Annotated in this window: 34 protein-coding genes; all 34 read left to right on the forward strand. The window is 39.4% G+C overall.

Annotated elements, in window-relative coordinates; translation table 11 throughout:
* The first annotated feature begins 273 nt into the window (after positions 1 to 273).
* A complete protein-coding gene (locus tag fad_RS00745; RefSeq protein ID WP_081141379.1) occupies positions 274 to 2,781 on the forward strand; it encodes a cytochrome c oxidase subunit I in 2,508 nt (835 codons plus the stop codon).
* Positions 2,782 to 2,792: 11 nt separating this feature from the next.
* Positions 2,793 to 3,014, forward strand: a complete 222-nt coding sequence (locus tag fad_RS00750; RefSeq protein ID WP_081141380.1) for a hypothetical protein — start codon at positions 2,793 to 2,795, stop codon at positions 3,012 to 3,014.
* Positions 3,011 to 3,625 carry a sulfocyanin gene (locus fad_RS00755; RefSeq protein WP_009887159.1) on the forward strand — a complete coding sequence of 205 codons (615 nt, stop codon included), beginning with the start codon at positions 3,011 to 3,013 and terminating at the stop codon, positions 3,623 to 3,625. The genes fad_RS00750 and fad_RS00755 overlap by 4 nt, the downstream gene beginning before the upstream one ends.
* Positions 3,626 to 3,635: 10 nt before the next feature.
* Positions 3,636 to 4,466, forward strand: a complete 831-nt coding sequence (locus fad_RS00760; protein WP_081141382.1) for a cytochrome c oxidase subunit II — start codon at positions 3,636 to 3,638, stop codon at positions 4,464 to 4,466.
* A 56-nt stretch (positions 4,467 to 4,522) separates the two neighbouring features.
* Positions 4,523 to 5,389 (forward strand): heme o synthase, encoded by an 867-nt coding sequence (gene cyoE, locus fad_RS00765; protein ID WP_081141383.1) that lies wholly within the window; start codon positions 4,523 to 4,525, stop codon positions 5,387 to 5,389.
* Positions 5,390 to 5,422: 33 nt separating this feature from the next.
* Positions 5,423 to 6,037, forward strand: a complete 615-nt coding sequence (locus tag fad_RS00770; RefSeq protein ID WP_009887162.1) for an MBL fold metallo-hydrolase — start codon at positions 5,423 to 5,425, stop codon at positions 6,035 to 6,037.
* A gap of 216 nt (positions 6,038 to 6,253) precedes the next feature.
* Positions 6,254 to 7,246: a 50S ribosomal protein L3 gene (gene rpl3p, locus fad_RS00775; RefSeq protein ID WP_019841599.1), complete on the forward strand. Its 993-nt coding sequence runs from the start codon at positions 6,254 to 6,256 to the stop codon at positions 7,244 to 7,246.
* 2 nt (positions 7,247 to 7,248) lie between these two features.
* Positions 7,249 to 8,019: a 50S ribosomal protein L4 gene (gene rpl4p / locus fad_RS00780; RefSeq protein ID WP_009887164.1), complete on the forward strand. Its 771-nt coding sequence runs from the start codon at positions 7,249 to 7,251 to the stop codon at positions 8,017 to 8,019.
* Positions 8,020 to 8,268 (forward strand): 50S ribosomal protein L23, encoded by a 249-nt coding sequence (locus tag fad_RS00785; protein WP_009887165.1) that lies wholly within the window; start codon positions 8,020 to 8,022, stop codon positions 8,266 to 8,268.
* A gap of 10 nt (positions 8,269 to 8,278) precedes the next feature.
* Positions 8,279 to 8,977: a 50S ribosomal protein L2 gene (locus fad_RS00790; RefSeq protein WP_009887166.1), complete on the forward strand. Its 699-nt coding sequence runs from the start codon at positions 8,279 to 8,281 to the stop codon at positions 8,975 to 8,977.
* The gene (locus fad_RS00795) at positions 8,971 to 9,426 is read left to right on the forward strand and encodes a 30S ribosomal protein S19 (protein ID WP_009887167.1); all 456 of its coding nucleotides are present in this window, start codon (positions 8,971 to 8,973) and stop codon (positions 9,424 to 9,426) included. The genes fad_RS00790 and fad_RS00795 overlap by 7 nt, the downstream gene beginning before the upstream one ends.
* Positions 9,427 to 9,430: 4 nt before the next feature.
* Positions 9,431 to 9,880 carry a 50S ribosomal protein L22 gene (locus fad_RS00800; RefSeq protein ID WP_009887168.1) on the forward strand — a complete coding sequence of 150 codons (450 nt, stop codon included), beginning with the start codon at positions 9,431 to 9,433 and terminating at the stop codon, positions 9,878 to 9,880.
* Complete coding sequence (locus fad_RS00805) at positions 9,867 to 10,553, forward strand: 30S ribosomal protein S3 (RefSeq protein WP_009887169.1); 687 nt, start codon at positions 9,867 to 9,869, stop codon at positions 10,551 to 10,553. The genes fad_RS00800 and fad_RS00805 overlap by 14 nt, the downstream gene beginning before the upstream one ends.
* A complete protein-coding gene (rpmC, locus tag fad_RS00810; protein ID WP_009887170.1) occupies positions 10,537 to 10,734 on the forward strand; it encodes a 50S ribosomal protein L29 in 198 nt (65 codons plus the stop codon). The genes fad_RS00805 and rpmC overlap by 17 nt, the downstream gene beginning before the upstream one ends.
* Entirely contained in the window at positions 10,731 to 11,030 is a 300-nt protein-coding gene (gene yciH / locus fad_RS00815) for a translation initiation factor (protein WP_081141385.1), read from the forward strand. The genes rpmC and yciH overlap by 4 nt, the downstream gene beginning before the upstream one ends.
* Complete coding sequence (locus fad_RS00820) at positions 11,027 to 11,329, forward strand: ribonuclease P protein component 1 (RefSeq protein WP_009887172.1); 303 nt, start codon at positions 11,027 to 11,029, stop codon at positions 11,327 to 11,329. The genes yciH and fad_RS00820 overlap by 4 nt, the downstream gene beginning before the upstream one ends.
* Positions 11,326 to 11,646, forward strand: a complete 321-nt coding sequence (locus fad_RS00825) for a 30S ribosomal protein S17 (protein ID WP_009887173.1) — start codon at positions 11,326 to 11,328, stop codon at positions 11,644 to 11,646. Before fad_RS00820 ends, fad_RS00825 begins: the two co-directional genes overlap by 4 nt.
* Complete coding sequence (gene rpl14p / locus fad_RS00830) at positions 11,647 to 12,045, forward strand: 50S ribosomal protein L14 (RefSeq protein WP_009887174.1); 399 nt, start codon at positions 11,647 to 11,649, stop codon at positions 12,043 to 12,045.
* Positions 12,046 to 12,054: 9 nt separating this feature from the next.
* Positions 12,055 to 12,555, forward strand: a complete 501-nt coding sequence (gene rplX / locus fad_RS00835; protein ID WP_081141386.1) for a 50S ribosomal protein L24 — start codon at positions 12,055 to 12,057, stop codon at positions 12,553 to 12,555.
* Positions 12,545 to 13,261, forward strand: coding sequence for a 30S ribosomal protein S4e (locus fad_RS00840; RefSeq protein WP_019841601.1), 717 nt, complete (start codon positions 12,545 to 12,547; stop codon positions 13,259 to 13,261). The genes rplX and fad_RS00840 overlap by 11 nt, the downstream gene beginning before the upstream one ends.
* Positions 13,251 to 13,778, forward strand: coding sequence for a 50S ribosomal protein L5 (locus tag fad_RS00845; protein ID WP_009887177.1), 528 nt, complete (start codon positions 13,251 to 13,253; stop codon positions 13,776 to 13,778). The genes fad_RS00840 and fad_RS00845 overlap by 11 nt, the downstream gene beginning before the upstream one ends.
* Positions 13,779 to 13,783: 5 nt before the next feature.
* Positions 13,784 to 13,942, forward strand: coding sequence for a 30S ribosomal protein S14 (locus tag fad_RS00850; RefSeq protein WP_009887178.1), 159 nt, complete (start codon positions 13,784 to 13,786; stop codon positions 13,940 to 13,942).
* A 10-nt stretch (positions 13,943 to 13,952) separates the two neighbouring features.
* A complete protein-coding gene (locus fad_RS00855) occupies positions 13,953 to 14,342 on the forward strand; it encodes a 30S ribosomal protein S8 (RefSeq protein ID WP_048074184.1) in 390 nt (129 codons plus the stop codon).
* 12 nt (positions 14,343 to 14,354) lie between these two features.
* A complete protein-coding gene (locus fad_RS00860; RefSeq protein ID WP_009887180.1) occupies positions 14,355 to 14,900 on the forward strand; it encodes a 50S ribosomal protein L6 in 546 nt (181 codons plus the stop codon).
* Complete coding sequence (locus fad_RS00865) at positions 14,890 to 15,294, forward strand: 50S ribosomal protein L32e (protein WP_009887181.1); 405 nt, start codon at positions 14,890 to 14,892, stop codon at positions 15,292 to 15,294. The genes fad_RS00860 and fad_RS00865 overlap by 11 nt, the downstream gene beginning before the upstream one ends.
* Positions 15,291 to 15,767, forward strand: a complete 477-nt coding sequence (locus fad_RS00870) for a 50S ribosomal protein L19e (protein ID WP_009887182.1) — start codon at positions 15,291 to 15,293, stop codon at positions 15,765 to 15,767. The genes fad_RS00865 and fad_RS00870 overlap by 4 nt, the downstream gene beginning before the upstream one ends.
* Positions 15,745 to 16,218: a 50S ribosomal protein L18 gene (locus tag fad_RS00875; RefSeq protein ID WP_009887183.1), complete on the forward strand. Its 474-nt coding sequence runs from the start codon at positions 15,745 to 15,747 to the stop codon at positions 16,216 to 16,218. The genes fad_RS00870 and fad_RS00875 overlap by 23 nt, the downstream gene beginning before the upstream one ends.
* 2 nt (positions 16,219 to 16,220) lie before the next feature.
* A complete protein-coding gene (locus fad_RS00880; RefSeq protein ID WP_009887184.1) occupies positions 16,221 to 16,886 on the forward strand; it encodes a 30S ribosomal protein S5 in 666 nt (221 codons plus the stop codon).
* Positions 16,864 to 17,358 (forward strand): 50S ribosomal protein L30, encoded by a 495-nt coding sequence (locus fad_RS00885; RefSeq protein ID WP_009887185.1) that lies wholly within the window; start codon positions 16,864 to 16,866, stop codon positions 17,356 to 17,358. Before fad_RS00880 ends, fad_RS00885 begins: the two co-directional genes overlap by 23 nt.
* Complete coding sequence (locus fad_RS00890; RefSeq protein WP_009887186.1) at positions 17,339 to 17,746, forward strand: uL15 family ribosomal protein; 408 nt, start codon at positions 17,339 to 17,341, stop codon at positions 17,744 to 17,746. The genes fad_RS00885 and fad_RS00890 overlap by 20 nt, the downstream gene beginning before the upstream one ends.
* On the forward strand, positions 17,739 to 19,499 hold the full coding sequence (gene secY, locus fad_RS00895; protein ID WP_081141387.1) for a preprotein translocase subunit SecY: 1,761 nt from the start codon (positions 17,739 to 17,741) through the stop codon (positions 19,497 to 19,499). Before fad_RS00890 ends, secY begins: the two co-directional genes overlap by 8 nt.
* Positions 19,500 to 19,501: 2 nt before the next feature.
* A complete protein-coding gene (locus tag fad_RS00900) occupies positions 19,502 to 20,044 on the forward strand; it encodes an adenylate kinase (protein ID WP_009887188.1) in 543 nt (180 codons plus the stop codon).
* A 1-nt stretch (position 20,045) separates the two neighbouring features.
* On the forward strand, positions 20,046 to 20,732 hold the full coding sequence (locus fad_RS00905; protein WP_009887189.1) for a DUF106 domain-containing protein: 687 nt from the start codon (positions 20,046 to 20,048) through the stop codon (positions 20,730 to 20,732).
* A complete protein-coding gene (cmk, locus tag fad_RS00910; RefSeq protein WP_081141389.1) occupies positions 20,729 to 21,271 on the forward strand; it encodes a (d)CMP kinase in 543 nt (180 codons plus the stop codon). Before fad_RS00905 ends, cmk begins: the two co-directional genes overlap by 4 nt.
* The last annotated feature ends 18 nt before the right edge of the window (positions 21,272 to 21,289 follow it).

The following is a 21,289-nucleotide window of genomic DNA, read 5'->3' on the forward strand; positions in this document are numbered from 1 at the left end:
TTATTCATTTAGAGCACCTTTATTTATGGGCAGGTATATAAAAAAGTACACAATTTAACATGTAATATATGTTAACCGATATTTGTATGCAAAAATAAAAATTTTTGAGTTTCACGGTGTGGTAATTTTTGAATTAAATAATTTACAGGATAACAATATGGAAAAACGCAATAAAGAAGTTCTGCAAATCGTAAGCAATCAAAATATACGCATAAATTATCCACGAAAATATTCTATAATTAGTCTTATATTGAACAGTGAAATAGTAAAGCCATGGAAGCTGAAAGTAACGACCAGATTTATGAAAGAAATAACAAAATATACAATTCAGTCAGAGGCTGGATTTTTACTACGAATCATAAACAAGTTGGACTGCTGTATATACTTACATCTTTGGTTTTCTTTATAGGTGGTGGAGTGCTGGCTCTTTTAATGAGGGTTCAGCTCGCTATACCCAGATATGATCTTGTGCACTATGGATTATTTTCAGGAAGATTCTTGGATGCGTTGCAGTATAACCAGCTTGTAACTATACATGGTTTGACGATGTTAATATGGTTTTTGGGGCCACTTGGATTCGGTTTTGGTATATATCTGGTCCCACTGGCTCTTGGCTCAAGGGATATGATATTCCCGAGGATTAATGCCCTTGGCTACTGGCTTTATCTGTTTAGCGGTATTCTCCTCTGGATAGGTTTCTTCCTGCCAGGAGGAAACCTTGATACCGGATGGACAGTGTATCAGCCATTATCATCTTTTAAATTCACACCGTACTTAGGGGCAGATACTGCAGCAGCCGCTGTGGTTGTAAGGAGCCTTGGGACAATAATTGCGTCGTCGGAGGTAATTGCCACGGTTTTCAAGGCAAGGGCCCGTGGCTTCAGATTAATGAATATGCCCCTATTTGTATGGGCAGTTCTATGGGTATCCATGATATCATGGTATGTGTTCCCTGAAATCGGCGCAATGTTCTTTACCCTCGTTGTATCTAATGTTCTTGGACTTAGTGGCTTCATATCCACTTATGGCGGTGCTTTGATGTGGGAAAACCTGTTCTGGTATTTCGGGCACCCGGAAGTGTATTTACTATTATTGCCAGGTACCGGAGCAATGTTCGATTATCTATCTAATCTTGGTCATAGGGCACCCTACCTGAAGAAATGGATGATAGCTGCCATGGGTGCAATTTCTGTCGATAGCGTAATGGTGTTCCTACACCACACATTCATGACTGGAATAGTATTTGCATGGTTAATGGCAACTAGTGTATTTACAGAGACAATCTCAATACCAACTGGAATGCTTATAGTGGGATTAATAGCAACGCTATTGGGAGCTAAGCATAAATTCCAGACACCCATACTATTTGCACTTGCGGCTTCAACATCCTTTATGATCGGCGGAATTACCGGTGTAACGCAATCTTCACTTGCAATTGACACAATTGTGCATGGAGATTACTACGTTGTAGCACATTTCCATTACTTCATGGTAGGAGTTGCTGTGATGGGATTAATGGGAAACCTGTATTATTACTTCCCTAAGTTCACTGGAAAAATGTATAGTGAAACATGGGGAAGAATACACTGGGCTATTGCATATATTGGAGTTAATGTACTCTATTTCCCGATGTTCTTCCTTTACGATTTGCCAAGGAGGGTATACACATATCCGGCTGGCTACGGATATACTATATTTAGCGAAATATCAACGGCGGGGGCATTTATTTTCGGTTTATCATTCCTGATAATGTTCGCGAATTTCGCCTATTCTATGAAAAAACATGCACCACTTACAGATCAGAATTCATATAAGGCTACAGCTGGATTTGTATGGTTCACATCAAATCCACCGAAATACTACAATTTCGATTACGAGCCATATGTCGGTGGAGAGGATCACAGAGATCTTCTACTGGATAAAAATAATCCGATAAAACCACCAAAGGTGGAACTTTCTACGAGGCCATTATTAATTGGAGTGGGAGTAGTTCTAGCATTCATCGGTGCAGCTGTTACTCTTATGGGATACAAGCCATACGCCTTTGGTCCTGCATATGCTTACCTTGGATATGGAATAATAGCATTTGCAGCAGCTATATTCCTGTGGGGCACCATAGGATGGATGTATGATGACTTCAAACTGAGATCACCGAATGTACCTCCTATGTACAAGAAAGAGCCTGTAATGAAAGGATTTAACAATACAAGGCTAGGTATGCTTATGTTTCTTGCAGGCAACATGATATGGATGGCGACTTTCTATGGGATGGTTGAATGGCTTAAATTGCAGTCCGCATCACCATATGTGGATGGCAATGATCCTACTACCTGGTTCTTCCCGACCATGGCAACAGTATACATAGTAATTTCCATAGTTGCAATAGGAATAGCAGCTTTGCTAGCATGGGGTTCTACATATGGAGCAATAAGAAAGGAACGCAATAAAAGCGCCAATTATATGACTGCAGGTGTTGTATTAGCAGTGATATCACTGATAACATCATTGCTTTCCCTAATAGTAATTAATTCGTATCCGGCATTAAGGTATGGTGCTGCAACGGCGAATAATCCTATAGCATCAATGTACTGGCTAATTTCCCTTATGGACCTGCTATTCTCTATAGGTGTGATAGCCGTGATGATAAATTACGTAGTACATCTAAAGAGGGGAAAGAAGATACTTTGGGGAAGAACCGCAACAAGGGCGGATGTCGTGATGTGGTTTGTTGCGTTTGTGTTCCTAACAGGTATCTTTACTACTATAGCTTTTGTGGTATGAGGTGAGAAAATATGGATAATTTAAATAAAGAACAAACAGAAAATGTAAATGTCAATAAAGCGCCATTGAAATATGGATATGAGGATATTGACATGGAAATAGGCGATGACGACCTTGAATATAACCAGGTAGGGATATTGAAAAATCCATATGCAGTGGCTATTATAGTAATAGCCATATGGTTTTCCCTCTGGCTGTTCCTACAGGTGTTCCTGGGGAGGTGGTTTAGTTGAAACCGATTCTGAAGGCGGCATTTGCTGTGTTGGCAATAGCTATAGTACTAATAGCTGCTATAGGTATTGTGACGGCTGAGTATCATCCGATGAACACAATAATGTCTGATCAGGGAGCAGTTTCGCACCGGGATATACCATATTACAACACAACAATCAATGGTACACATGTTGAAGTTGTGAACCTGTCACTTGCCGCATGGGGTCAGGGGAATGGGTATCCTAACGCCTACCCGTTTAACTTTAATGGGACTTCATACGGTGCGATGACCATTTATCTGCCTGCGAATGCCGATATTCATGCTAACATGACAAATTATGAGGTAAAACCACATACTTTGAAGTTTGAATTACCGTATAGTTCACAGTGGTCGACAGGTCCTATATGGGCACATACCAGTGTGCACGTCAAAAAAGTAATAGCCAGTACAGGAACAATAGATCCTATATGGTATGGTAATGTCGCACATTACAGATCAATATGGTGGAACGATACAGCGTCTGGCCATTACTGGGTAGTCTGTGGTTTAACTACCCACGCTGAAGCAGGCATGTATGCGTTTGTGATAGTTAGCAGTAGCGTTACTACTCCATACTATACTATAAAATGAGGTGGATAAGATGTTTGAAATATATAATATAATTCCAAGTGTGTATCATTTGATACCCAGGGGTTCCATTACGGGGGCCGAAATAACATCTATATTTCTGGCTTATGTATTACCAGGCATATTGATAGGAGGGGGTTTTGCCCTCTGGTATGTATATGTCTTTTTAAAAAGCTATAAGCCTAAAAATGCAGATGAATTTGAGAAGGAGAAATACAACAAAGATATGGATATGAGGCCGGGCAGGATTGAAAACCTTGAACGTGGCAATAAAACAATATTTAAAATATTCGTTTTATTTGTTGTGTTAATATTGCTGTCTTTACTGGTTTATGACCTACCGCCTGCATATGGTATCAGGGTCGCTGGCGCTGCACCATCCGCACCTACAGATAGCCACCATTATATGGATATCAATGTTGTAGGTTACCAGTGGCAGTGGGTGTTCATATACCCCAACGGAGCATCAAGCAGGCATTTCCTTGTACTTCCAGCTGATACGCCTATACAGTTTAATGTAACTAGTGTGGATGTGATGCATTCGTTTTACCTGATTAACGTAACTAAAGTGGATGCTTTCCCGGGTCATTACAACTATGTATGGTCTAATATTACATTGACCGGAGAATACCAATTTGAGTGTGTCGAACTCTGCGGTCTTGGACACGCTCATATGAGAGGACAGGCTTTCGTCCTTCCTAAAGCACAGTATGAAAGCTGGTTAAACACAACCAGGGGAGGCGAAATGGTAGAACAATTCCATGTCGGTACTTACTCTGAAAACTACGGACCCAACAACTATGATAATGGAACTGTAATAACTCCACCTTCAGCCGGTGCATAAATAAAATAAATTTATCTTTTAAAATTTTTAATAAACATTATTTATGGTGACTAATTATGAGCAAAATTACAAATTTCATGAAAATTACAAAGTTAGAAATTACGATTCTAATTGACTTAGTTGCCATTACAGCATTTATTCTGGTACCAGGCAGTTTTTCCCATCCTCTTATATTGTTTTTATTGATTTTGAGTGGGACTCTGGCATCGATGTCAGCCAGCATGTTCAATAATATTTATGATATGGATATAGATACCAAAATGAAGAGAACAAGGTCCCGGTCATCTACACTTAATCCCGGCACAAGAGGGCTTATCTTCAGTATAGCTGCTGCAATGATAGTTGTTTCTTTTGTTTTAAGCTCAGTATTTATTAACTTACTCACAGCGTTATTCATTTTTGGGGGTTTCCTTAGCTATGTTTTCCTGTATACAATATTTCTCAAGAGAAGAACTACATGGAACATAGTCATTGGCGGTATAGCGGGAGGTTTCCCAGCTCTGGCTGGATGGGCAGCGTTAACCAACTCTGTATCCTTTACATCTCTATTTCTTGCTTTCCTTGTATTTATGTGGACACCAACTCATTTCTGGAATCTATCAATTAACAATGTGGACGATTACAAAGCCAGCCACGTGCCAATGCTTCCAGCAATAGTTGGAATAAAGAAAACAGAATTCTGGATCGTTATAAATACCGTGATTCTAATATTTTATTCATTAATACCTCTACTTGTCCCATCAATAAAACTTGGCCTGCCATATATACCAATTGCTATCATAATGGATATAATTCTGTTATACTATGTTCTAAAGCCAGCTTTCAGGTTGTATGACAAAAAATATTTCAGAAAAGCTTTCGGTTTTTCCAATATGTATCTTATGATACTATTGCTGGTAATCATAATATATCCATTTATATAATTTAAATTAATAGCATTCTGGGGGTAATAATATTTGTCTAAAATTAATTTTGATTTTCCTGAAGGAATTATGATCATACCAAATACGGTTGTAAATGTATACGTTATAAAATACATGGGAACAGTTATACAGATAGATGCTGGAATTAAATCTGACGCTAATAAAGTCATCAATTTTTATAAGGATTCCGGCTTGAACCCCGACTACATTCTGATTACCGCGGTAGATTACATCCATGTAGGCGCACTAAGGGATATTTACGACGTATACAATCCGAAAATATACGTTCCAAAGAGGGAAATGGGGAGTATGAAAAATGGTCCTACGCTCAGGGGTATTCTTGAAGTAGAAGGCAAAGGGCTACAATTTGAAGGAATACAGCACGTTTATTCATATAACAAAATGGATATTGATTTTCTGGAAGTTATTGGAACTCCTGGTTATACCATGGATAATGTTTCAATTTATTTTCGTGATAAAAATTCACTATTTGTTGGGGACTCTATTATAATTAAAAGGAACAAAATAAAAATTGATAGCATGTTTACACAAAATATGCAGATGGCTAGATCGTCTCTTGATAAAATTAAAGAATTTTGCCCGGCAACCTTATTCCCATCACACGGGAATCCATACAGGTGTGAATAACCATCATTAAATATATTTTTATATTCAGTCTACCATAAGATATCTTTTCTATAATCCACTAAATCCATAGTGAACGTATAAATTAAATAACAAACTTAATAAATATTAATCTAATAACCTTTAGAATTTAACCATACACATTGGGCAATGCTAAATGCAACCCGTAATATTGCAATTTATTGGCAATATAGCAAGTGTAACGGTTGGTGATATAAAATGGCAACACCGCATCATTCCCGAAGGGGATCAATGGCGTACTATCCCAGAGTACGTGCTAAAAAAATTGGGGCTGAAATTCGTTCATGGCCAGAGATAGAGGGCAAATCGAAGATTCAGGCATTCGCTGGATATAAAGTAGGTATGACACACATACAGGTTACTGACTATAGAAAAACCAGTGTAACTGCTGGAAAAACAATTATGGTTCCTGTAACTGTGGTGGAAGTTCCTCCGATCAATGTCATAGCTATAAGATACTATGAAGATGGAGACAACGGGCTTCAGGTTTTCGCTGAGAAAAGAGCTGAACAAATAGAGAAAGAGGTATTCAAAAGGATTCCTGAAATTAAAAATAAAGAACCAAAAAATATTGAAATAAAGGACGTCGCTGATGTCCGCTTACTTGTGAATACAAATCCTCAACTTGTTACTGGAATTCCAACTAAAACCCCTGAGATATTTGAAGTTAGAATATCAGGTTCTACCATAGCAGACAGAATCAAACTGGCAGAAGAAAAATTAGGCAAAGAACTTCACTTTGATGATTTCAACTCTACCGGTTCTTTTGTCGACGTCATATCAGTTACAAAGGGAAAAGGTTTTCAGGGAGTAGTAAAAAGATTTGGAGTTAAACTTTTACCAAGGAGCAACAGAAAACACAGAAGGATGATCGGAACCCTTGGTCCATGGCATCCCGATTGGGTAAGAAACACTGTCCCACAAGCCGGGCAGGTTGGGTTACACCAAAGAACAATACATAATATCAGGATAATGAAAACTGCAACGAAAGAACAGGTAGACGAAATTAACGTCAAAGGTGGGTTCTTGAAGTACGGGCTTGTCAGAAATGATTACATACTTCTTTACGGCTCCATATCCGGGCCATCAAAACGGCTTATTAAAATGAGAGACCCCGCAAGGCAGGCTGTTCCAAATACGGACAAAGTCGATATTACATACATATCCAGAGAATCTAAGCAGGGTGATTAAAAATGAAAACTAACGTTTATTCTATTGAGGGAGAAGTTACAAAGGAAATAGAACTTCCACAGGTATTCGAGATAGAAACCAGGGAAGATTTGATACACAAGGCATTCAGGGCAATTTCGCTGTCTATGAGGCAACCTTACGGGTCTAGCCCATTGGCAGGAACAAGAAGAGTGGGCCACAATCTTGGACCTAACCATGGTATCTCAAGGATTCCAAGACTTGCAAGCGGGTCGAGGGGAGTTCTTCTGGCCAGCATGGTAGGTGGAAGAAGTGCCCTATCACCACGCAGTGATAAGGTTTTATATAAAAAGATCAACAAAAAGGAACGCAGGCTTGCTAAATTAAGTGCGATCGCCTTTACTGCAAATAAGGAACGCATACTGCAGAGAGGGCATAGAATTTCAGAGGAATCTATTGAAAAGTTAACGTTTCCTGTCGTAGTAGAAGATGATATTGAAAGTATTACAAAGGTTAAGGACGCAGTTCAGGTGTTATCAAATCTTGGTGTTTATGACGATGTATTAAGATCTAAGGACGGGAAGAAAATAAGGGCCGGACGTGGAAAAATGAGAAACAGAACATATAAGCAACCTAAAAGTTTACTTATTGTTGGTTCTTCTGTGGAGAGCTTAAGGGCTTTTGCTTCACTGCCAGGCGTTGATCTTGCTTCACTTAATAGCCTTAGCATAACCAAACTCGCACCTGGAGGAAATCCAGGGAGATTGACAATTTATACTGCATCCACAATTGAAAACCTTAGGGAGGTGAATTAAATGGATTATGTTATATCTCCGGTGGTTACAGAAAAGACCACATTGATGATGGAAAAAGAGAACAAACTCACTTTCATAGTTGACCGCAGAGGCAGAAAAAAAGATATAAAGAAGGAAATAGAAGAAAGATTTGACGTAAAAGTAATTGGATTAAATATCCTGATAACCAAAAAGGGTAAAAAGGCAATAGCTAAATTATCCGATGATTACTCCGCAGAGGAAATAGGCGGCAGAATAGGAATATTCTAAGGTGAATATAATGGGAAAACATATAGTAGCACAGAGGAGAGGACACGGTTCATTAACATACAGGAGCCCGAGTCACAGGCATCTTGCTGAAATTAAGCATCTTTCCAATGGAAATTACAGTATAGATGATATAATTCAGGCACCGGGTAGAAATGCACCGTTACTGTCACTTAAAAATGAACAGAATGAGATCAGTTATATGATAGCTTTCAACGGAGCTTTCAAGGGCCAGAAATTGTATGCAGGGGAGGTCGGCAATTCAAACAACGGCACTACCACAACACTATCAAAAATAGAAGATGGAACATATGTATACAATATAGAAAACCATCCCGGTGATGGCGGGAAGTTCTGCAGAACTGCAGGGTCTTCCGGACTGATAATAAGCCATGGCAATTCAGTTTCAATAAAATTACCATCTGGTAAAACCAGGGAGCTTAATCCAAATTGCAAGGCAACTGTCGGCGTGGTAGCTGGATCAGGAGCCAGGGATATACCAATATTAAAAGCTGGAAAGCATATAAAATATCTTCAAAGCAAGGCCAAAAGGCCGTATACCGTCAGGGGTGTAGCAATGAATGCAGTAAATCACCCACATGGTGGTGGAAATCACCAGCATGTTGGAGGTCCAAGCACTGTAGCAAGAGGATCACCACCAGGAGCAAAGGTTGGTAGATTATCACCAAAAAGGAGGGATAAGAAATGGTAGTTAGAAGACAGGTATCTGTAAAATCGATAAAGAGAAGATCACGAAAGGCTCAAAAAGCCATTACGGGAAGAGCTAGAGAGTTCTCCTACCGTGGAAAAACTATAGAAGAACTTGAGCAGATGGAACTTCCGGAGCTTCTGGAGTTGTTCCCTGCCCGTGTAAGAAGATCCTACAATAGGGAAATGAATCACGAGCAGCAGAAACTGTTTGATGATCTTCTCGGGGATAAGGAAACATTGAAAACACATGTGAGGGATGTAATAATCCTGCCACAATTTGTGGGAAAGAAAATAGAGCTATATAATGGCACATCCTATTTGAAATTTGAAATCAAGCCGGAAATGATAGGCCATTATCTAGGTGAGTTTGCGCCAACAAGAAAAGAGGTAAAGCATTCCGGTCCAGGAGTCGGAGCTACAAGGTCATCAAAATTCCTGCCACTGAAGTGATATTATGAAAGGATACAGTATTGATAAAATGCCGGAAAAGCATGCTAGAGCACAGGTTAAAGAGACCGATATATCTCTGAAGGATGCAGTTAACGTAGCCCATTTCATCAGAAATATGGATCTTGAGGCAGCAAAAAATGCCCTTAACCTTGTTGTTGAGAAGAAAATGGCTGTGCCCTATTTCAGGTACCTTGATTCCGTGTCACACAGGAAAGGCATAGGTCCTGGAAGATATCCTGTAAAGGCGGTCAAATCATTCCAGAAATTGCTTGATGATGTATCAGCAAATGCCGAATTTAAAGGCTTAACAGATGATTTAAAAATATTCCATATCTCCGCATCTAAGGGAAGGATGATTAAGAAATTCACTCCCAAAGCATACGGCAGGGCAGGTGCGAATTTCAAAGATCTGATCAATCTTGATATAGTCGTAATAGAAAATGAAAAGGAGTGATATGATGAAGGAGAAAAAATTTGTAAGTGACAATATTAAAAAACTGCTGGTTACTGAATACCTGCAATCAGAGAACGATAGTGCCGGTTTCGGTGGTATGGATATGAAGCGTACCCCTTTCGGAACCAATATAACGCTCTATGTTAACAGGCCAGGGCTTGTTATCGGCAGGCACGGATCTAAAATCAAGGCAATGACCAGCATTCTGGAGACCAAATATGGTTTAGAATCTCCCCAGATCGAGGTAAAGGAGGTAGAGAACGCTGATCTTAACCCGCAGGTTATTTCTAAAAAAATAGCACTTTCCCTTGAAAAGGGGTGGAATTACAGAAAAGCAGGAAATACCACATTGAGGAGAATAATTGATCAACACGCAAGGGGAGTATTAATCAGGATCGGTGGAAAGATATCTGGAGAGAGAGCAAGAACCCAGAAGTTTATGTATGGAGAAATTAAATATTCGGGTGAACCTGCAAGGGCTGGTGTCATAACCGGGTACTCAGTTGCAATGCTTAAAACCGGTGCCATAGGAATTTACGTAAGGCTGCTAAGGCAGGATTACCATTTACCGGATGAGATATCAATAAACACAGAAAGAAAAATACCAGTACCCGATAAAAAATCGATGCCAGAAGAAAGTAAAGAGGTAGAGGAAGATGGAACTAAAAGCTAAGGAATTAAGGGCAATGTCCGATGAGGAAATAAATGAGAAACTTAAGGCCTTAAAGGAATCCCTTTTGAAAGAGAGATCAGCTATAGCTATGGGTGGTGCTCCAGCAAGCCCGGGCACAATGCACTCTATAAAAAAGCAGATTGCAAGGATACTTACTGTTATGGAGGAAAAAAGAGAATGAAAGATAAAGATTTCACAGGAATGCCAAAAGAACTGCAACCATGGGAAGGATTTAACCGTGACAGTAAGCTTATTAAAATAAGTGTAGATAAAAGAAGGTATGGAAAGCTTGTAACTGTTATAGATGGTATTGATCCGAAAACAGAGAACATAAACGACATCGCAAAAACATTAAAAAAGAAAGCTGCCTCAGGCGGAACGGTCAAAGATGGTAGGAGTATTGAATTGCAGGGGGACCATCGCGATGTTATGAAAAAGGAACTGGAAAGCATGGGATTCAAGGTGCAGATGGCATGAATGCAAATGAAGTCTATTTAATGGAATTTATCGGCAAAAATATAACGGTAAAAAATTCACATAACATTAAAAATGTAGGCATTAAAGGCAAATTAATTGACGAAACAAAAAACATGATGTATATATGGAATGGGTCTAAAATATGCAGCATACAGAAATCAGGCACCATATTTGGAATCGAATTCAATGAAGGTGCACATTACGATATTAATGGAGATGCCATATTAATAAAGCCTGAAGATAGAACAAAGGAGAAAAGAAAAATATATAAAAAATTAAGGGGGTACGAATCAAGATGAATAATATAGGAATAGATGTGAAACCACCTGAAAAGGAATGCAATGATATTAATTGCCCATTTCACGGTGAACTTCCTGTCCATGGTCAAATACTGGAGGGCAAGGTTGTTTCAGTCAAAATGAAGCGTAGTGTTGTAATACGGAGGGAAGCCAAGGTATATGTTAAAAAATATGAGAGGTATATAACAAAATTTACCAAATACCATGCTCATCTTCCAGACTGTATAGACGTAAAAGTTGGTGACAGCGTTAAGGCTGCTGAATGCAGGAAACTGGCAAAAACCATAGATTTTGTGGTTATAGAAAGGGTGAACTAAATGAAGGGTATTTCAGGAAATGAATCAAGGGGGCTGCCTCTCGGGGCTGTTATTCCATGTGCTGATAATACAGGGGCTAAAATGATTAGCCTCATAGGGGTTAAAGATTTGCATACTGTGGCTAGAAGAATACCAGCTGCTGGTGTCGGTACCCTATTTATTGCCAGTGTTAGAAAAGGAACACCGGAAATGAGGGCAAAGGTCGTCTATGCAGTTGTTGTGAGGCAGAGAAGGCCATATAGAAGGGCAGATGGCAATATTATCGAGTTTGAAGATAATGCTGCTGTGCTTGTAACCCCGGAAGGGGAAGTAAGGGGATCAGAAATTAAAGGCCCTGTTGCCAGGGAAGCCGCAGAGAGATGGCCAAGAATTGCCGCAATTGCGTCAACTATAGTGTGAGGTATTATAATGTTAAATACAAAAATAAATGTGTCTCTGAATCGCGATCTGAAGAAGAAATATGGCATCCGCCGTTTCCCGGTCGTTAAAGGAGATATAGTAAAGATAGTATCAGGTTCAAGGAAAGGCGAGGGTGGCAAGGTTATAGGTGTCAGCCATAAAACTAAGAAGATAGCAATAGAGGGCATAACAATTGCCAAGGCCGATGGAAAACAGGTTGAGTATTATATTGACCACAGCAATCTTGTGGTCACCAAACTGGATCTTTCAATAGAAGGCAGATTTAACAAGATTAAAGAAATAACAGCCAGGAGAAACCTTCCAACGCCTGAACCAGAAAAACCGGCGGAGTCGGAAGCAACACCGGTAGAATCTGAGCCAGTTGATGTAGGAGAAAGCAGTGGCGAAACTATTGACCTTCCAGAAGATAACGGGGACGAACTTGAGGAAGATAATAGTGACACTGAAGAAACAGACGATATAAAAGAGGATGATGATAATGAAAACTAAAATAATGATGGCTTCGAGAAAACTGAAAATTCCAAGAAAAACAAATTTCTGGTCAGTTACTCCGACTCCAGCCACCCATAGCAAGGAGGATTCCATTCCGATGCTTATTGCTTTAAGGGATTACCTTAAACTCGGGGATAAGGAACGTGAAATTACCAGGATACTGAATAACAATATGGTAAAAGTCGATGGCAGGATAGTTAAAGATAGAAGATTTCCTGTTGGATTCATGGATGTTCTTTCAATAGATACACTGGAAAATGACTATATAATTGTTTATGACAGGAAGGGCAAACTTGTAATTCGCCAGAATGCCCCTGGCAACAAAGGATTGAAATTATTTAAAGTTGTTAAAAAAACTATTATAGGTACAGGGAAAATACAGCTTGGTTTCCATGATGGAAAAACAATAGTTACCGATAGAAAAGACATAAACACTTCCGATGTCCTATTAATGAAGATACCTGACCTTGAAATAGAAAATGTGCTGAAAATAGCTGAAGGAGATAAAGTGTTTATCACCGGTGGTTCACACGTTGGCGAACTTGCCACTATAAAATCTATCGAGGTAAAAAAATCATCAGTTAAGAATATGGTATATCTTAACGAGGGCTTTTCAACAATAAAAGATTATATGTTTGTCGTAGGCACGCCCAAGTATACCTTTAAAACACCGGAAATAGAGGTGATATCAAATGATGAGTAAAACAGATAACCCGATGAGGAAAATCGCCATAGACAAAGTAGTAATAAATATTGGTGTTGGTGCAGCCGGCGAGAGGCTTACAAAAGCAACCAAGGTTATAGAATTATTGACGGGCCATAAACCCGTGATTACAAGTGCTAAGAAAACAATAAGGGATTTCAACATAAGGAAAGGGCTCAACATAGGCGCAAAGGTCACCCTCAGGAAAGATGATGCTTATAAATTCCTGAAAGAAGCATTTTATGCGAAGGACTATAAAATTCCTGTGTACTCCTTTGATAAGCAGGGAAATGCCTATTTCGGGATAACAGATTATACAGATTTCAAAGGCATGAAATATGATCCGGATATAGGAATATTCGGAATGGATATCGCTATAATACTTAAACGGGCAGGCGGATACAGATTGCCACGCAGAAGGATTGCACCCAAGAGTATACCAAGAAGCATAGGAATATCAAAGGAAGAAACAATACAGTTTCTTGAGGAGAACTTCAACGCTCAGATTGTGAGGTAATATCAATGCAGGTAAAATTACAACCAAAAAAGAATTTCGGGCATTCTCAGGGATGCGTCAGATGTGGAAGGAAAAGAGGTCTGGTAAGAAGATATGGTATCAGAATGTGCAGGCAATGTTTCAGGGAAACGGCTGAGAAGATCGGTTTCCGTAAATACAGTTGAGGTGATATTAATGAAAAGTGATCCGTTAAATGATGTAATAAATACCATAAAGATGGCCTCGAGAATAGGTGAAAACGAGATAACCATAAGCCCCGCTTCGAGAATCATAGGGCGTGTCCTTAAAGTGATGCAGGATTACAACTACATAAAGAGCTTTGAGGTAATAGAAGAAGAAAGAGGTGGCAAATTCAGTGTTGTCCTTAGCGATACAATAAATAACTGTGGTGTAATAAAGCCAAGGCTATCTGTTACAAGATCTAGCATAGGAAGATATGAATCAAGATATCTACCCGCACAGGATTTCGGCATAATAATACTTACTACCACTAAGGGTGTTATGAGCCACCTTGAAGCCAGGAAATTTGGGATAGGTGGAAAATTGCTGGCCTATGTTTACTGAGAGGTGGAATGAATGGTAAATTGGAAAGATAAAATGGAATTAAAAATACCTGAAGGAATAAGTTTAGACATTGATGGCACTGTCATTAATGTTAAGGGAAAACTTGGGGAAGCCTCAAGGAATTTCAGGGATAAATACGTAAAGGTATACAAAAAGGAAAATTCAATAATAATAGCGGTTAGCAAGGAAAACAAGTTCACAAACGGAATCATAGGAACATGGTATTCCGAACTAAAACTTGTTTTTCACGGTGTGTCCAATGGGTTCAAATATGAAATGAAAATAGATTTCACCCATTTCCCTATGAGGGTTTCAGTACGTGGAAATGAACTGCACGTTGAAAACTTCCTGGGCGGGAAAGCCCCGAGAATTGCAAAGATCAAAAATTGCAAGGTATCGGTAAAGGGGGACCGTGTAATTATTGAAGGCATTGACAAGAGGGACATGGGGGATACAGCTGCTAATATAGAAAGAGCAACTTATATAAAACATTTCGATGCCCGTGTGTTCCAGGATGGAATATATCTGCTTAAGGGGGTGAATCCGGATGAGTTATAAGCCCTTATTAACTAAGGAACAGAAAGTACTATTAAAGAAAAAAAATGAAGTAAATAGAAGAAGAGTAGAATTCCACAGGCAGGAATGGTTCAGGTATAAGAAATTTGATGATTCATGGAGAAGACCGAGAGGAAAGCATTCAAAGCTCAGAACACATCTAGGGTACAGGTCTCCTGTAGTCGGCCCCGGGTATAGAACCCCGAGAGCTGTAAGGGGCCTTCATCCATCAGGATTCAGGGAAGTTCTTGTACACAATGTAAATGAACTGTCTAAAATAAATCCTGATCTGGAAGGTGCAAGAATTGCATCTTCTGTTGGATACAGAAAAAGAATAGATATAGAATCTGAAGCTGATAATCTCGGCATACACATATTTAATAGGGTGGTCAAATGAAAATGTCCAGCGTTAAGGAAATATCAGCAGATGAGCTTAAGGTTGGCATATCCAGAGTCTGGATAGATACAAATAATCTTGATAGGGTACTGGATGCAACATCCCGTGAGGATATAAAGAAACTGATAGGCCTTAATATAATACAGAGAAGGGATAAGAAGAACCATTCAAATCAGAGACTGAAGAAAAGAATAAACCAGCTAACCAAAGGCAGAAGAAGGGGTCCGGGTTCTGTCAGAGGAACAAAATATGCGAGATATCCAAGAAAGAGAAGATGGATAACAACCATAAGGGCTTTAAGAGATGAACTGAAAACCTTAAAAGAGAAAGAATCAATCGATAAAACAACATACCGCAAATATTACAGAACCATAAAGAGCGGGTCTTTCTCTTCAAGGGCACAGCTTGTTTCTCACCTTAAAACGGAATCATTGATAAAGGAGGATAAACATGAAAACGACACCAGTACTTAAAAGAAGAAATCTGGGCATAACAGACTACCAGAAACGATACAGATTATTAAAGTCAAACGTGACACGTGCAGTTGTAAGGCCAACAAATAAAGGACTCATGATTGAATTTGTTGATTACAGCCCTTCTGGAGACCTGGTAAAGGTTACTGTTACAGACAAGACACTGCAAAAGGAATACGGAGTATATGGCAATAACATTCAGGCTATGTACCTTGCCGGCTACCTTGCAGGCAAAAAGGCAGCAGAAAAGGGAATAGAATCAGCAATATTTGATACAGGAAGGTATAAATTTATACACGGAGGCCGATTAGCTGCAGCATTGAAGGGAATAGTTGATTCCGGGATAGAAATACCTGCCAGCGAGGATGTATTCCCTGACGAATCCAGGATAAATGGTGAACATCTCAAAAATAAGGTGGATATTTCAAAATACGTTAAAAAAGGTGAATAATTATGGATGAAGAATGGATTCCGAAGACGGAACTTGGAAGGCTGGTTGCAAATAACGAAATTCAGAGTATAGGAGATGCTTTACATACAAAGCTTCCACTTCAGGAATATCAAATAGTTGATTATCTAATTCCTGATCTGCAGGATGAGGTAATTAACATAGAGAGAGCCCAGAGGATGACTGACTCCGGGAGAAGAATGAATTACTCAATTACTGCAGTAGTAGGCAACGGAAATGGATATGTTGGTATCGGAAGGGGCAAGGCAAAGGAAGCTGCTCCAGCAATAAGAAAAGCAATTAACAATGCAAAAACAAATATCATAGAAATTAAAAGAGGGTGTGGATCATGGGAATGCGGATGTGGAAGGCCACATTCACTCCCATTTGAAATCATTGGAAAATCAGGTTCAGTTGTGGTTAAATTAAAGTCAGCCCCCCAGGGAGTCGGGCTTGCTGTCGGTGATGTAGTGAAAATTATACTTAAGATGGCAGGAATAGAAGATGCATGGGGATTCGCATCAGGCCACACAAAAACAACAGTAAATTATGCACTTGCAACATTTGATGCACTTAAGAAAACTGTATCGATGAAGATGAATTCGCAGATTAATCTAACAACGCCCATATACGTAGGAGGAATAGAACATGATAGCAATAATAAGAATTAGAGGAAGCACTGGCATAAAGCCATTTGCAGGGAAAACGGCTGAACTGCTGAACCTTAACAGGATTAACCATATGGTTCTGTTTCAAGAATCTGAAAGTTTAAACGGTATGTTGAACAGGGTCAAAGATTATGTAACATGGGGGGAGGTTGACACTGAAACCCTTGAGTTGCTTCTTAAGGAAAGGGTACTCCTTAATGGAAGGAAAAAATTGACGGAAGATTATCTAAAATCATCCGGTTACTCTTCTATAGAAGAGCTGGCAAAGGCTTTGTCAGAAAACAAAGTAAAGATAAAAGACCTTCCTGATGTAAAACCTGTAATAAGGCTCAATCCGCCAAAGGGCGGTTATGAAGCAATACAGAAGCCATTCCATCAGAATGGTTCTGCAGGTTACAGGGGCAGCAAGATTAATAACCTTATTAGGCGCATGATTGTTCCAGGGGTAGATTTAAATGGTAAGGACAAAAACTAAAAAATTAAGAGGAGGCCATTATGGCAGAGGCATGAAATCCGGAAGAGGAAAAGGAAAGCGTGGAGGAAGCGGTATGGCCGGGCTTGGCGGGCATAAGAAAATATGGCTGATCATTCACGACAAGAACCATTACGGTGTCCATGGATTTACAAGCCATTCAACTACATATGAAAATCCTATAACACTCAGACAGCTGAATGATAGGTATGAAGTGCTCAAAGCCAGCGGATATGTAGAAAATGACGTTATAGACCTGGAAAGTGCTGGATACACAAAATTACTAGCAAGCGGAAATTTTGAGATCAAATGCAAAATCAAAATTCCCAAGGCTACCGAAAAATCTATTAATAAGCTTTCCAATCATGGTATCACGATAGAACATGACTGAAATCCGTAGAAATAAGGGAGCGGCTATCCCAGTAATATTCATATTCGCTCTTTTTATTGTTGTATTTTATTATTTTTCTCATTATACAGGACTAAAGCTGTTCATACTGGGCTTGTTATCATCCCCATTATTTATTATTGCATACCTGTTATTGAGTTATAAAGGACCGAAGAAGAGCAGGCTATATGGGCTGGAAAATCTTACCGCAAAGTTGCCTGCAATTAAGAAGGCTAAGGGACACGTACCGTTTAAATATAAATTGATGTGGACTGCTGTAGTAGTGCTGATATATTTTGCACTAACGAATATCTACATATATGGATTAAACACATCGAAAACAGTGGATGTTTTTGCTTCATTCAGGGCAATATTCGCCGGTGCATCAGGTTCATTAATGGATCTTGGCATAGGCCCAATAGTCACAGCCAGTATAGTAATGCAGCTTTTCGCCGGAGCAAAAATATTTAACCTGGATCTGAGTGATTCCAGTGATAAGGCTATTTATCAGGGTTTCCAGAAACTTCTGGTAATAATAATGATATTTGTTGAAGCTATACCCCAGGCCTTTGGATTTCTGGTACCTGATGCAGGGCTTGTCTCAAACATAGCCCATGTTGTTCCTGGATACGGTGAGTTTCTGGCACAATCAATAATTATATTGCAGCTATTCTTTGGATCATACCTTGTATTTCTGATGGATGAAGTAGTATCAAAATACGGTATAGGTTCTGGAATTTCGCTCTTTATAGCAGCAGGTGTGTCACAGCAGTTGTTTACCGGCACATTTAACTGGATTCCATCAACTATAACTTCTCCATTATCATTATCTAATCCTCCTGCCGGAGCAATACCAAAGGCACTTTACCTGTTTATCAATGCTCCCGGTTCATATCTAACAAATACAGGAATGGAGCAGATTCTTTTCGCACAGCCAAATCCTATGATTGCACTGGTTGGAACCCTGCTTATATTCTTTGTGGTTGCATTCTTCCAGAGTAGCAAGATAGAATTGCCTATAGCGCATGAACGGGTGCGGGGAGCACGGGGACGGTATCCTTTGCAGCTTTTATATGCATCTAACATACCGGTAATACTTGCGACTGCCCTGCTGGCAAATATCTCAATGTGGACACTTCTGTTCTGGGATAGTCCGGTCTTGAGTAAAATTCCTATACTGGGGCATAGCCATCTCTTAGGTTCGTATGCAAGTGCTGCGCAGATCTCTACGTTGGGAATATCCAGCACAACTCCCACCGGAGGTCTCGCGTATTATCTGTATACGCCTAACGGCTTATCGGACTGGTTGTTCCCCATATTGCAACCATCTGTATCTCAAAGCGTGTTATTGGGTCACACGCCTGTGGAGGAATTAATACATATTGTGGTATTTATGGTGTTCCTGGTCGGATTCAGTATACTCTTCGCAAAATTCTGGATTGAAACAACCAACATGGGTCCAGATGCAGTTGCGAAACAGATACGGTCCAGTGGCATGCAGATACCGGGTTTCAGAAGAGACCCCCGTATAATGGCAAAGGTGCTTAGCAAATATATACCAGCCATAACCATATTCAGTGGTGCTATAGTTGGTATCCTTGCGGGGGCTGCAGACCTTATCGGGACGGTAGGTGATACCAGTGGAACCGGCTTGCTTCTGGCCGTGGGAATAGTAATCCAGTTCTATGAAGCAATGGGAAGGGAACAGCTTATGGAAATGCATCCTCTGATAAGACAGTTCTTCAATGGTGGATAAAAATGAGAGTAGTTATTTCAGGAATACCGGGTGTAGGAAAATCTACAATACTTGATATGGTTTCAAAGAAGTCTATGTACGAAATTATCAATTTCGGGTCACTTATGTTTGACATGGCCAGAGACCTTGATCTGGTCAAATCCAGAGATGATATAAGAAGGCTCGATGTGGATACTCAGAGAAATCTTCAGAAAAAAACATCCAACCAGCTGGGAAAGATGGATAATATCATTATCGACACACACATGTCAATAAAATCTCCTGCAGGTTACCTTCCGGGGTTGCCAGCATGGGTTCTTAATGAACTGATGGTGTCGTCATACTTTCTCATTGAATCAACTCCTGCAGAAATTAAGCGGCGCCGTGACAATGATTCCACAAGAAGCAGGGATGAAGATACTATCAATGACATAGAAGAACACCAGCAGGTTAACAGGTATTATGCCGCAGCATATTCTGTATACTCTGGGGCCACAATAAAGTATATATACAATCCAGACAATCATCCAGAGATAGCAGCAGAGGCTATTTTGAGAGGTTTATAATATGCAACAGGGAAATAATAGGCCAGCACAGAATCCGCAGATGACTAAGTTCATGATGATAGAGTTTGTTTTCATGTTCGCAGGTCTCGGGTTAATATTCATTATCAGTGATCCATCAATAAGAAATCCTCTGGGGCACTACCTTAATTATGTTTTTATGCCATTATTAGGTTTTAATTACGAACTGCCGATTTTGACTTTAATGCTTACCGGAATAGTTCTGGGTCTTATATCTTCAATACCAAGGTATTTCTTCACTGATTGGCTGAAAATGGGAAAAACACAGATGATTAGTAAGGCATACCAGAAAGCTATGAGGGAAGCGTACAGGTCTGGAGATCGTGCAAGGCAGCAGAAATTACAGAAATTGTCAATGCAGAGGCAGATGGACCAGGCTGCACTTTCAATGAATACAATGAAACCACTTATGGTCACAGAAATATTCTTTTTCCTGATATTTATATGGCTATACGTCTTTATGCTTACAATACACTACCAGTATGTTTCAATGCCCTGGGATTTAAATCTTAACATAGTTACATCAAAAATATATATTATGCCACTGTGGATGGCACTATACACACTTGGAAACCTTGCTGTAGGATACTTCGTTACCAGTATTATGAAATTTGTGGACTTTACATACAAACTAAGAAAATTGGATGATGACTCAGCGCGTTCACTATGATAATAACAATTAGCGGGGAATCAGGGTCAGGCAAAACTACAGTTGGCAAATTGCTGGCTTCCAGTTTAAATTATAAATTTTTTTCTGGCGGTTATTTTTTCAGGAAGAAAGCTGAAGAATATAACATGGATCTAATTGACTTTAGCAATTATGCGGAGCATCATCCTGAAATTGATAAAGAAGAAGATAGGATGATTGTTGAATTCATGCAGCATAATGACAATATTATACTTGAATCAAGATTATCGGGATATATGGCATATAAGAATAATATAAATGCTATTAAAATTTATTTGAACACAGATATTGCCACCAGAGTTGATCGATTAGCCAGCAGAGACAAAGGAGTAGATAGGGCTGGAATAATGACGCGGGCAAGGTCAGAGTTTTTAAGATATATGATTTTCTATGGAATAGATTACCGGGTTTTTACAAACTATGACTATATAATAGACACAGACCATATATCTCCTGAGAATATTGTTAACGATATAGTAGACTTTTACAATAAATTCGAACCTGATAAAAACAAAGGTTAAAATCAGGTTTATAATAAA

Origin of the sequence: Ferroplasma acidiphilum (assembly GCF_002078355.1) — an archaeon.
Classification (GTDB): domain Archaea; phylum Thermoplasmatota; class Thermoplasmata; order Thermoplasmatales; family Thermoplasmataceae; genus Ferroplasma; species Ferroplasma acidiphilum.

Excerpts from the sequence above, each read along its gene's own strand:
- fad_RS00890 (WP_009887186.1), top strand. The coding sequence starts at position 17,339 with ATGGTAAGGACAAAAACTAAAAAATTAAGAGGAGGCCATTATGGCAGA.
- fad_RS00790 (WP_009887166.1), top strand. The coding sequence starts at position 8,279 with ATGGGAAAACATATAGTAGCACAGAGGAGAGGACACGGTTCATTAACA.
- fad_RS00855 (WP_048074184.1), top strand. The coding sequence starts at position 13,953 with ATGAAAAGTGATCCGTTAAATGATGTAATAAATACCATAAAGATGGCC.
- fad_RS00785 (WP_009887165.1), top strand. The coding sequence starts at position 8,020 with ATGGATTATGTTATATCTCCGGTGGTTACAGAAAAGACCACATTGATG.
- cmk (WP_081141389.1), top strand. The coding sequence starts at position 20,729 with ATGATAATAACAATTAGCGGGGAATCAGGGTCAGGCAAAACTACAGTT.
- fad_RS00900 (WP_009887188.1), top strand. The coding sequence starts at position 19,502 with ATGAGAGTAGTTATTTCAGGAATACCGGGTGTAGGAAAATCTACAATA.
- fad_RS00865 (WP_009887181.1), top strand. The coding sequence starts at position 14,890 with ATGAGTTATAAGCCCTTATTAACTAAGGAACAGAAAGTACTATTAAAG.
- fad_RS00885 (WP_009887185.1), top strand. The coding sequence starts at position 16,864 with ATGATAGCAATAATAAGAATTAGAGGAAGCACTGGCATAAAGCCATTT.
- fad_RS00805 (WP_009887169.1), top strand. The coding sequence starts at position 9,867 with ATGAAAAGGAGTGATATGATGAAGGAGAAAAAATTTGTAAGTGACAAT.
- fad_RS00860 (WP_009887180.1), top strand. The coding sequence starts at position 14,355 with ATGGTAAATTGGAAAGATAAAATGGAATTAAAAATACCTGAAGGAATA.
- fad_RS00820 (WP_009887172.1), top strand. The coding sequence starts at position 11,027 with ATGAATGCAAATGAAGTCTATTTAATGGAATTTATCGGCAAAAATATA.
- fad_RS00840 (WP_019841601.1), top strand. The coding sequence starts at position 12,545 with ATGAAAACTAAAATAATGATGGCTTCGAGAAAACTGAAAATTCCAAGA.
- fad_RS00745 (WP_081141379.1), top strand. The coding sequence starts at position 274 with ATGGAAGCTGAAAGTAACGACCAGATTTATGAAAGAAATAACAAAATA.
- rpl4p (WP_009887164.1), top strand. The coding sequence starts at position 7,249 with ATGAAAACTAACGTTTATTCTATTGAGGGAGAAGTTACAAAGGAAATA.
- secY (WP_081141387.1), top strand. The coding sequence starts at position 17,739 with ATGACTGAAATCCGTAGAAATAAGGGAGCGGCTATCCCAGTAATATTC.
- rpl3p (WP_019841599.1), top strand. The coding sequence starts at position 6,254 with ATGGCAACACCGCATCATTCCCGAAGGGGATCAATGGCGTACTATCCC.
- fad_RS00870 (WP_009887182.1), top strand. The coding sequence starts at position 15,291 with ATGAAAATGTCCAGCGTTAAGGAAATATCAGCAGATGAGCTTAAGGTT.
- fad_RS00875 (WP_009887183.1), top strand. The coding sequence starts at position 15,745 with ATGAAAACGACACCAGTACTTAAAAGAAGAAATCTGGGCATAACAGAC.
- yciH (WP_081141385.1), top strand. The coding sequence starts at position 10,731 with ATGAAAGATAAAGATTTCACAGGAATGCCAAAAGAACTGCAACCATGG.
- fad_RS00825 (WP_009887173.1), top strand. The coding sequence starts at position 11,326 with ATGAATAATATAGGAATAGATGTGAAACCACCTGAAAAGGAATGCAAT.
- fad_RS00760 (WP_081141382.1), top strand. The coding sequence starts at position 3,636 with ATGTTTGAAATATATAATATAATTCCAAGTGTGTATCATTTGATACCC.
- fad_RS00750 (WP_081141380.1), top strand. The coding sequence starts at position 2,793 with ATGGATAATTTAAATAAAGAACAAACAGAAAATGTAAATGTCAATAAA.
- fad_RS00800 (WP_009887168.1), top strand. The coding sequence starts at position 9,431 with ATGAAAGGATACAGTATTGATAAAATGCCGGAAAAGCATGCTAGAGCA.
- rplX (WP_081141386.1), top strand. The coding sequence starts at position 12,055 with ATGTTAAATACAAAAATAAATGTGTCTCTGAATCGCGATCTGAAGAAG.
- fad_RS00905 (WP_009887189.1), top strand. The coding sequence starts at position 20,046 with ATGCAACAGGGAAATAATAGGCCAGCACAGAATCCGCAGATGACTAAG.
- rpmC (WP_009887170.1), top strand. The coding sequence starts at position 10,537 with ATGGAACTAAAAGCTAAGGAATTAAGGGCAATGTCCGATGAGGAAATA.
- fad_RS00795 (WP_009887167.1), top strand. The coding sequence starts at position 8,971 with ATGGTAGTTAGAAGACAGGTATCTGTAAAATCGATAAAGAGAAGATCA.
- cyoE (WP_081141383.1), top strand. The coding sequence starts at position 4,523 with ATGAGCAAAATTACAAATTTCATGAAAATTACAAAGTTAGAAATTACG.
- rpl14p (WP_009887174.1), top strand. The coding sequence starts at position 11,647 with ATGAAGGGTATTTCAGGAAATGAATCAAGGGGGCTGCCTCTCGGGGCT.
- fad_RS00880 (WP_009887184.1), top strand. The coding sequence starts at position 16,221 with ATGGATGAAGAATGGATTCCGAAGACGGAACTTGGAAGGCTGGTTGCA.
- fad_RS00845 (WP_009887177.1), top strand. The coding sequence starts at position 13,251 with ATGATGAGTAAAACAGATAACCCGATGAGGAAAATCGCCATAGACAAA.
- fad_RS00850 (WP_009887178.1), top strand. The coding sequence starts at position 13,784 with ATGCAGGTAAAATTACAACCAAAAAAGAATTTCGGGCATTCTCAGGGA.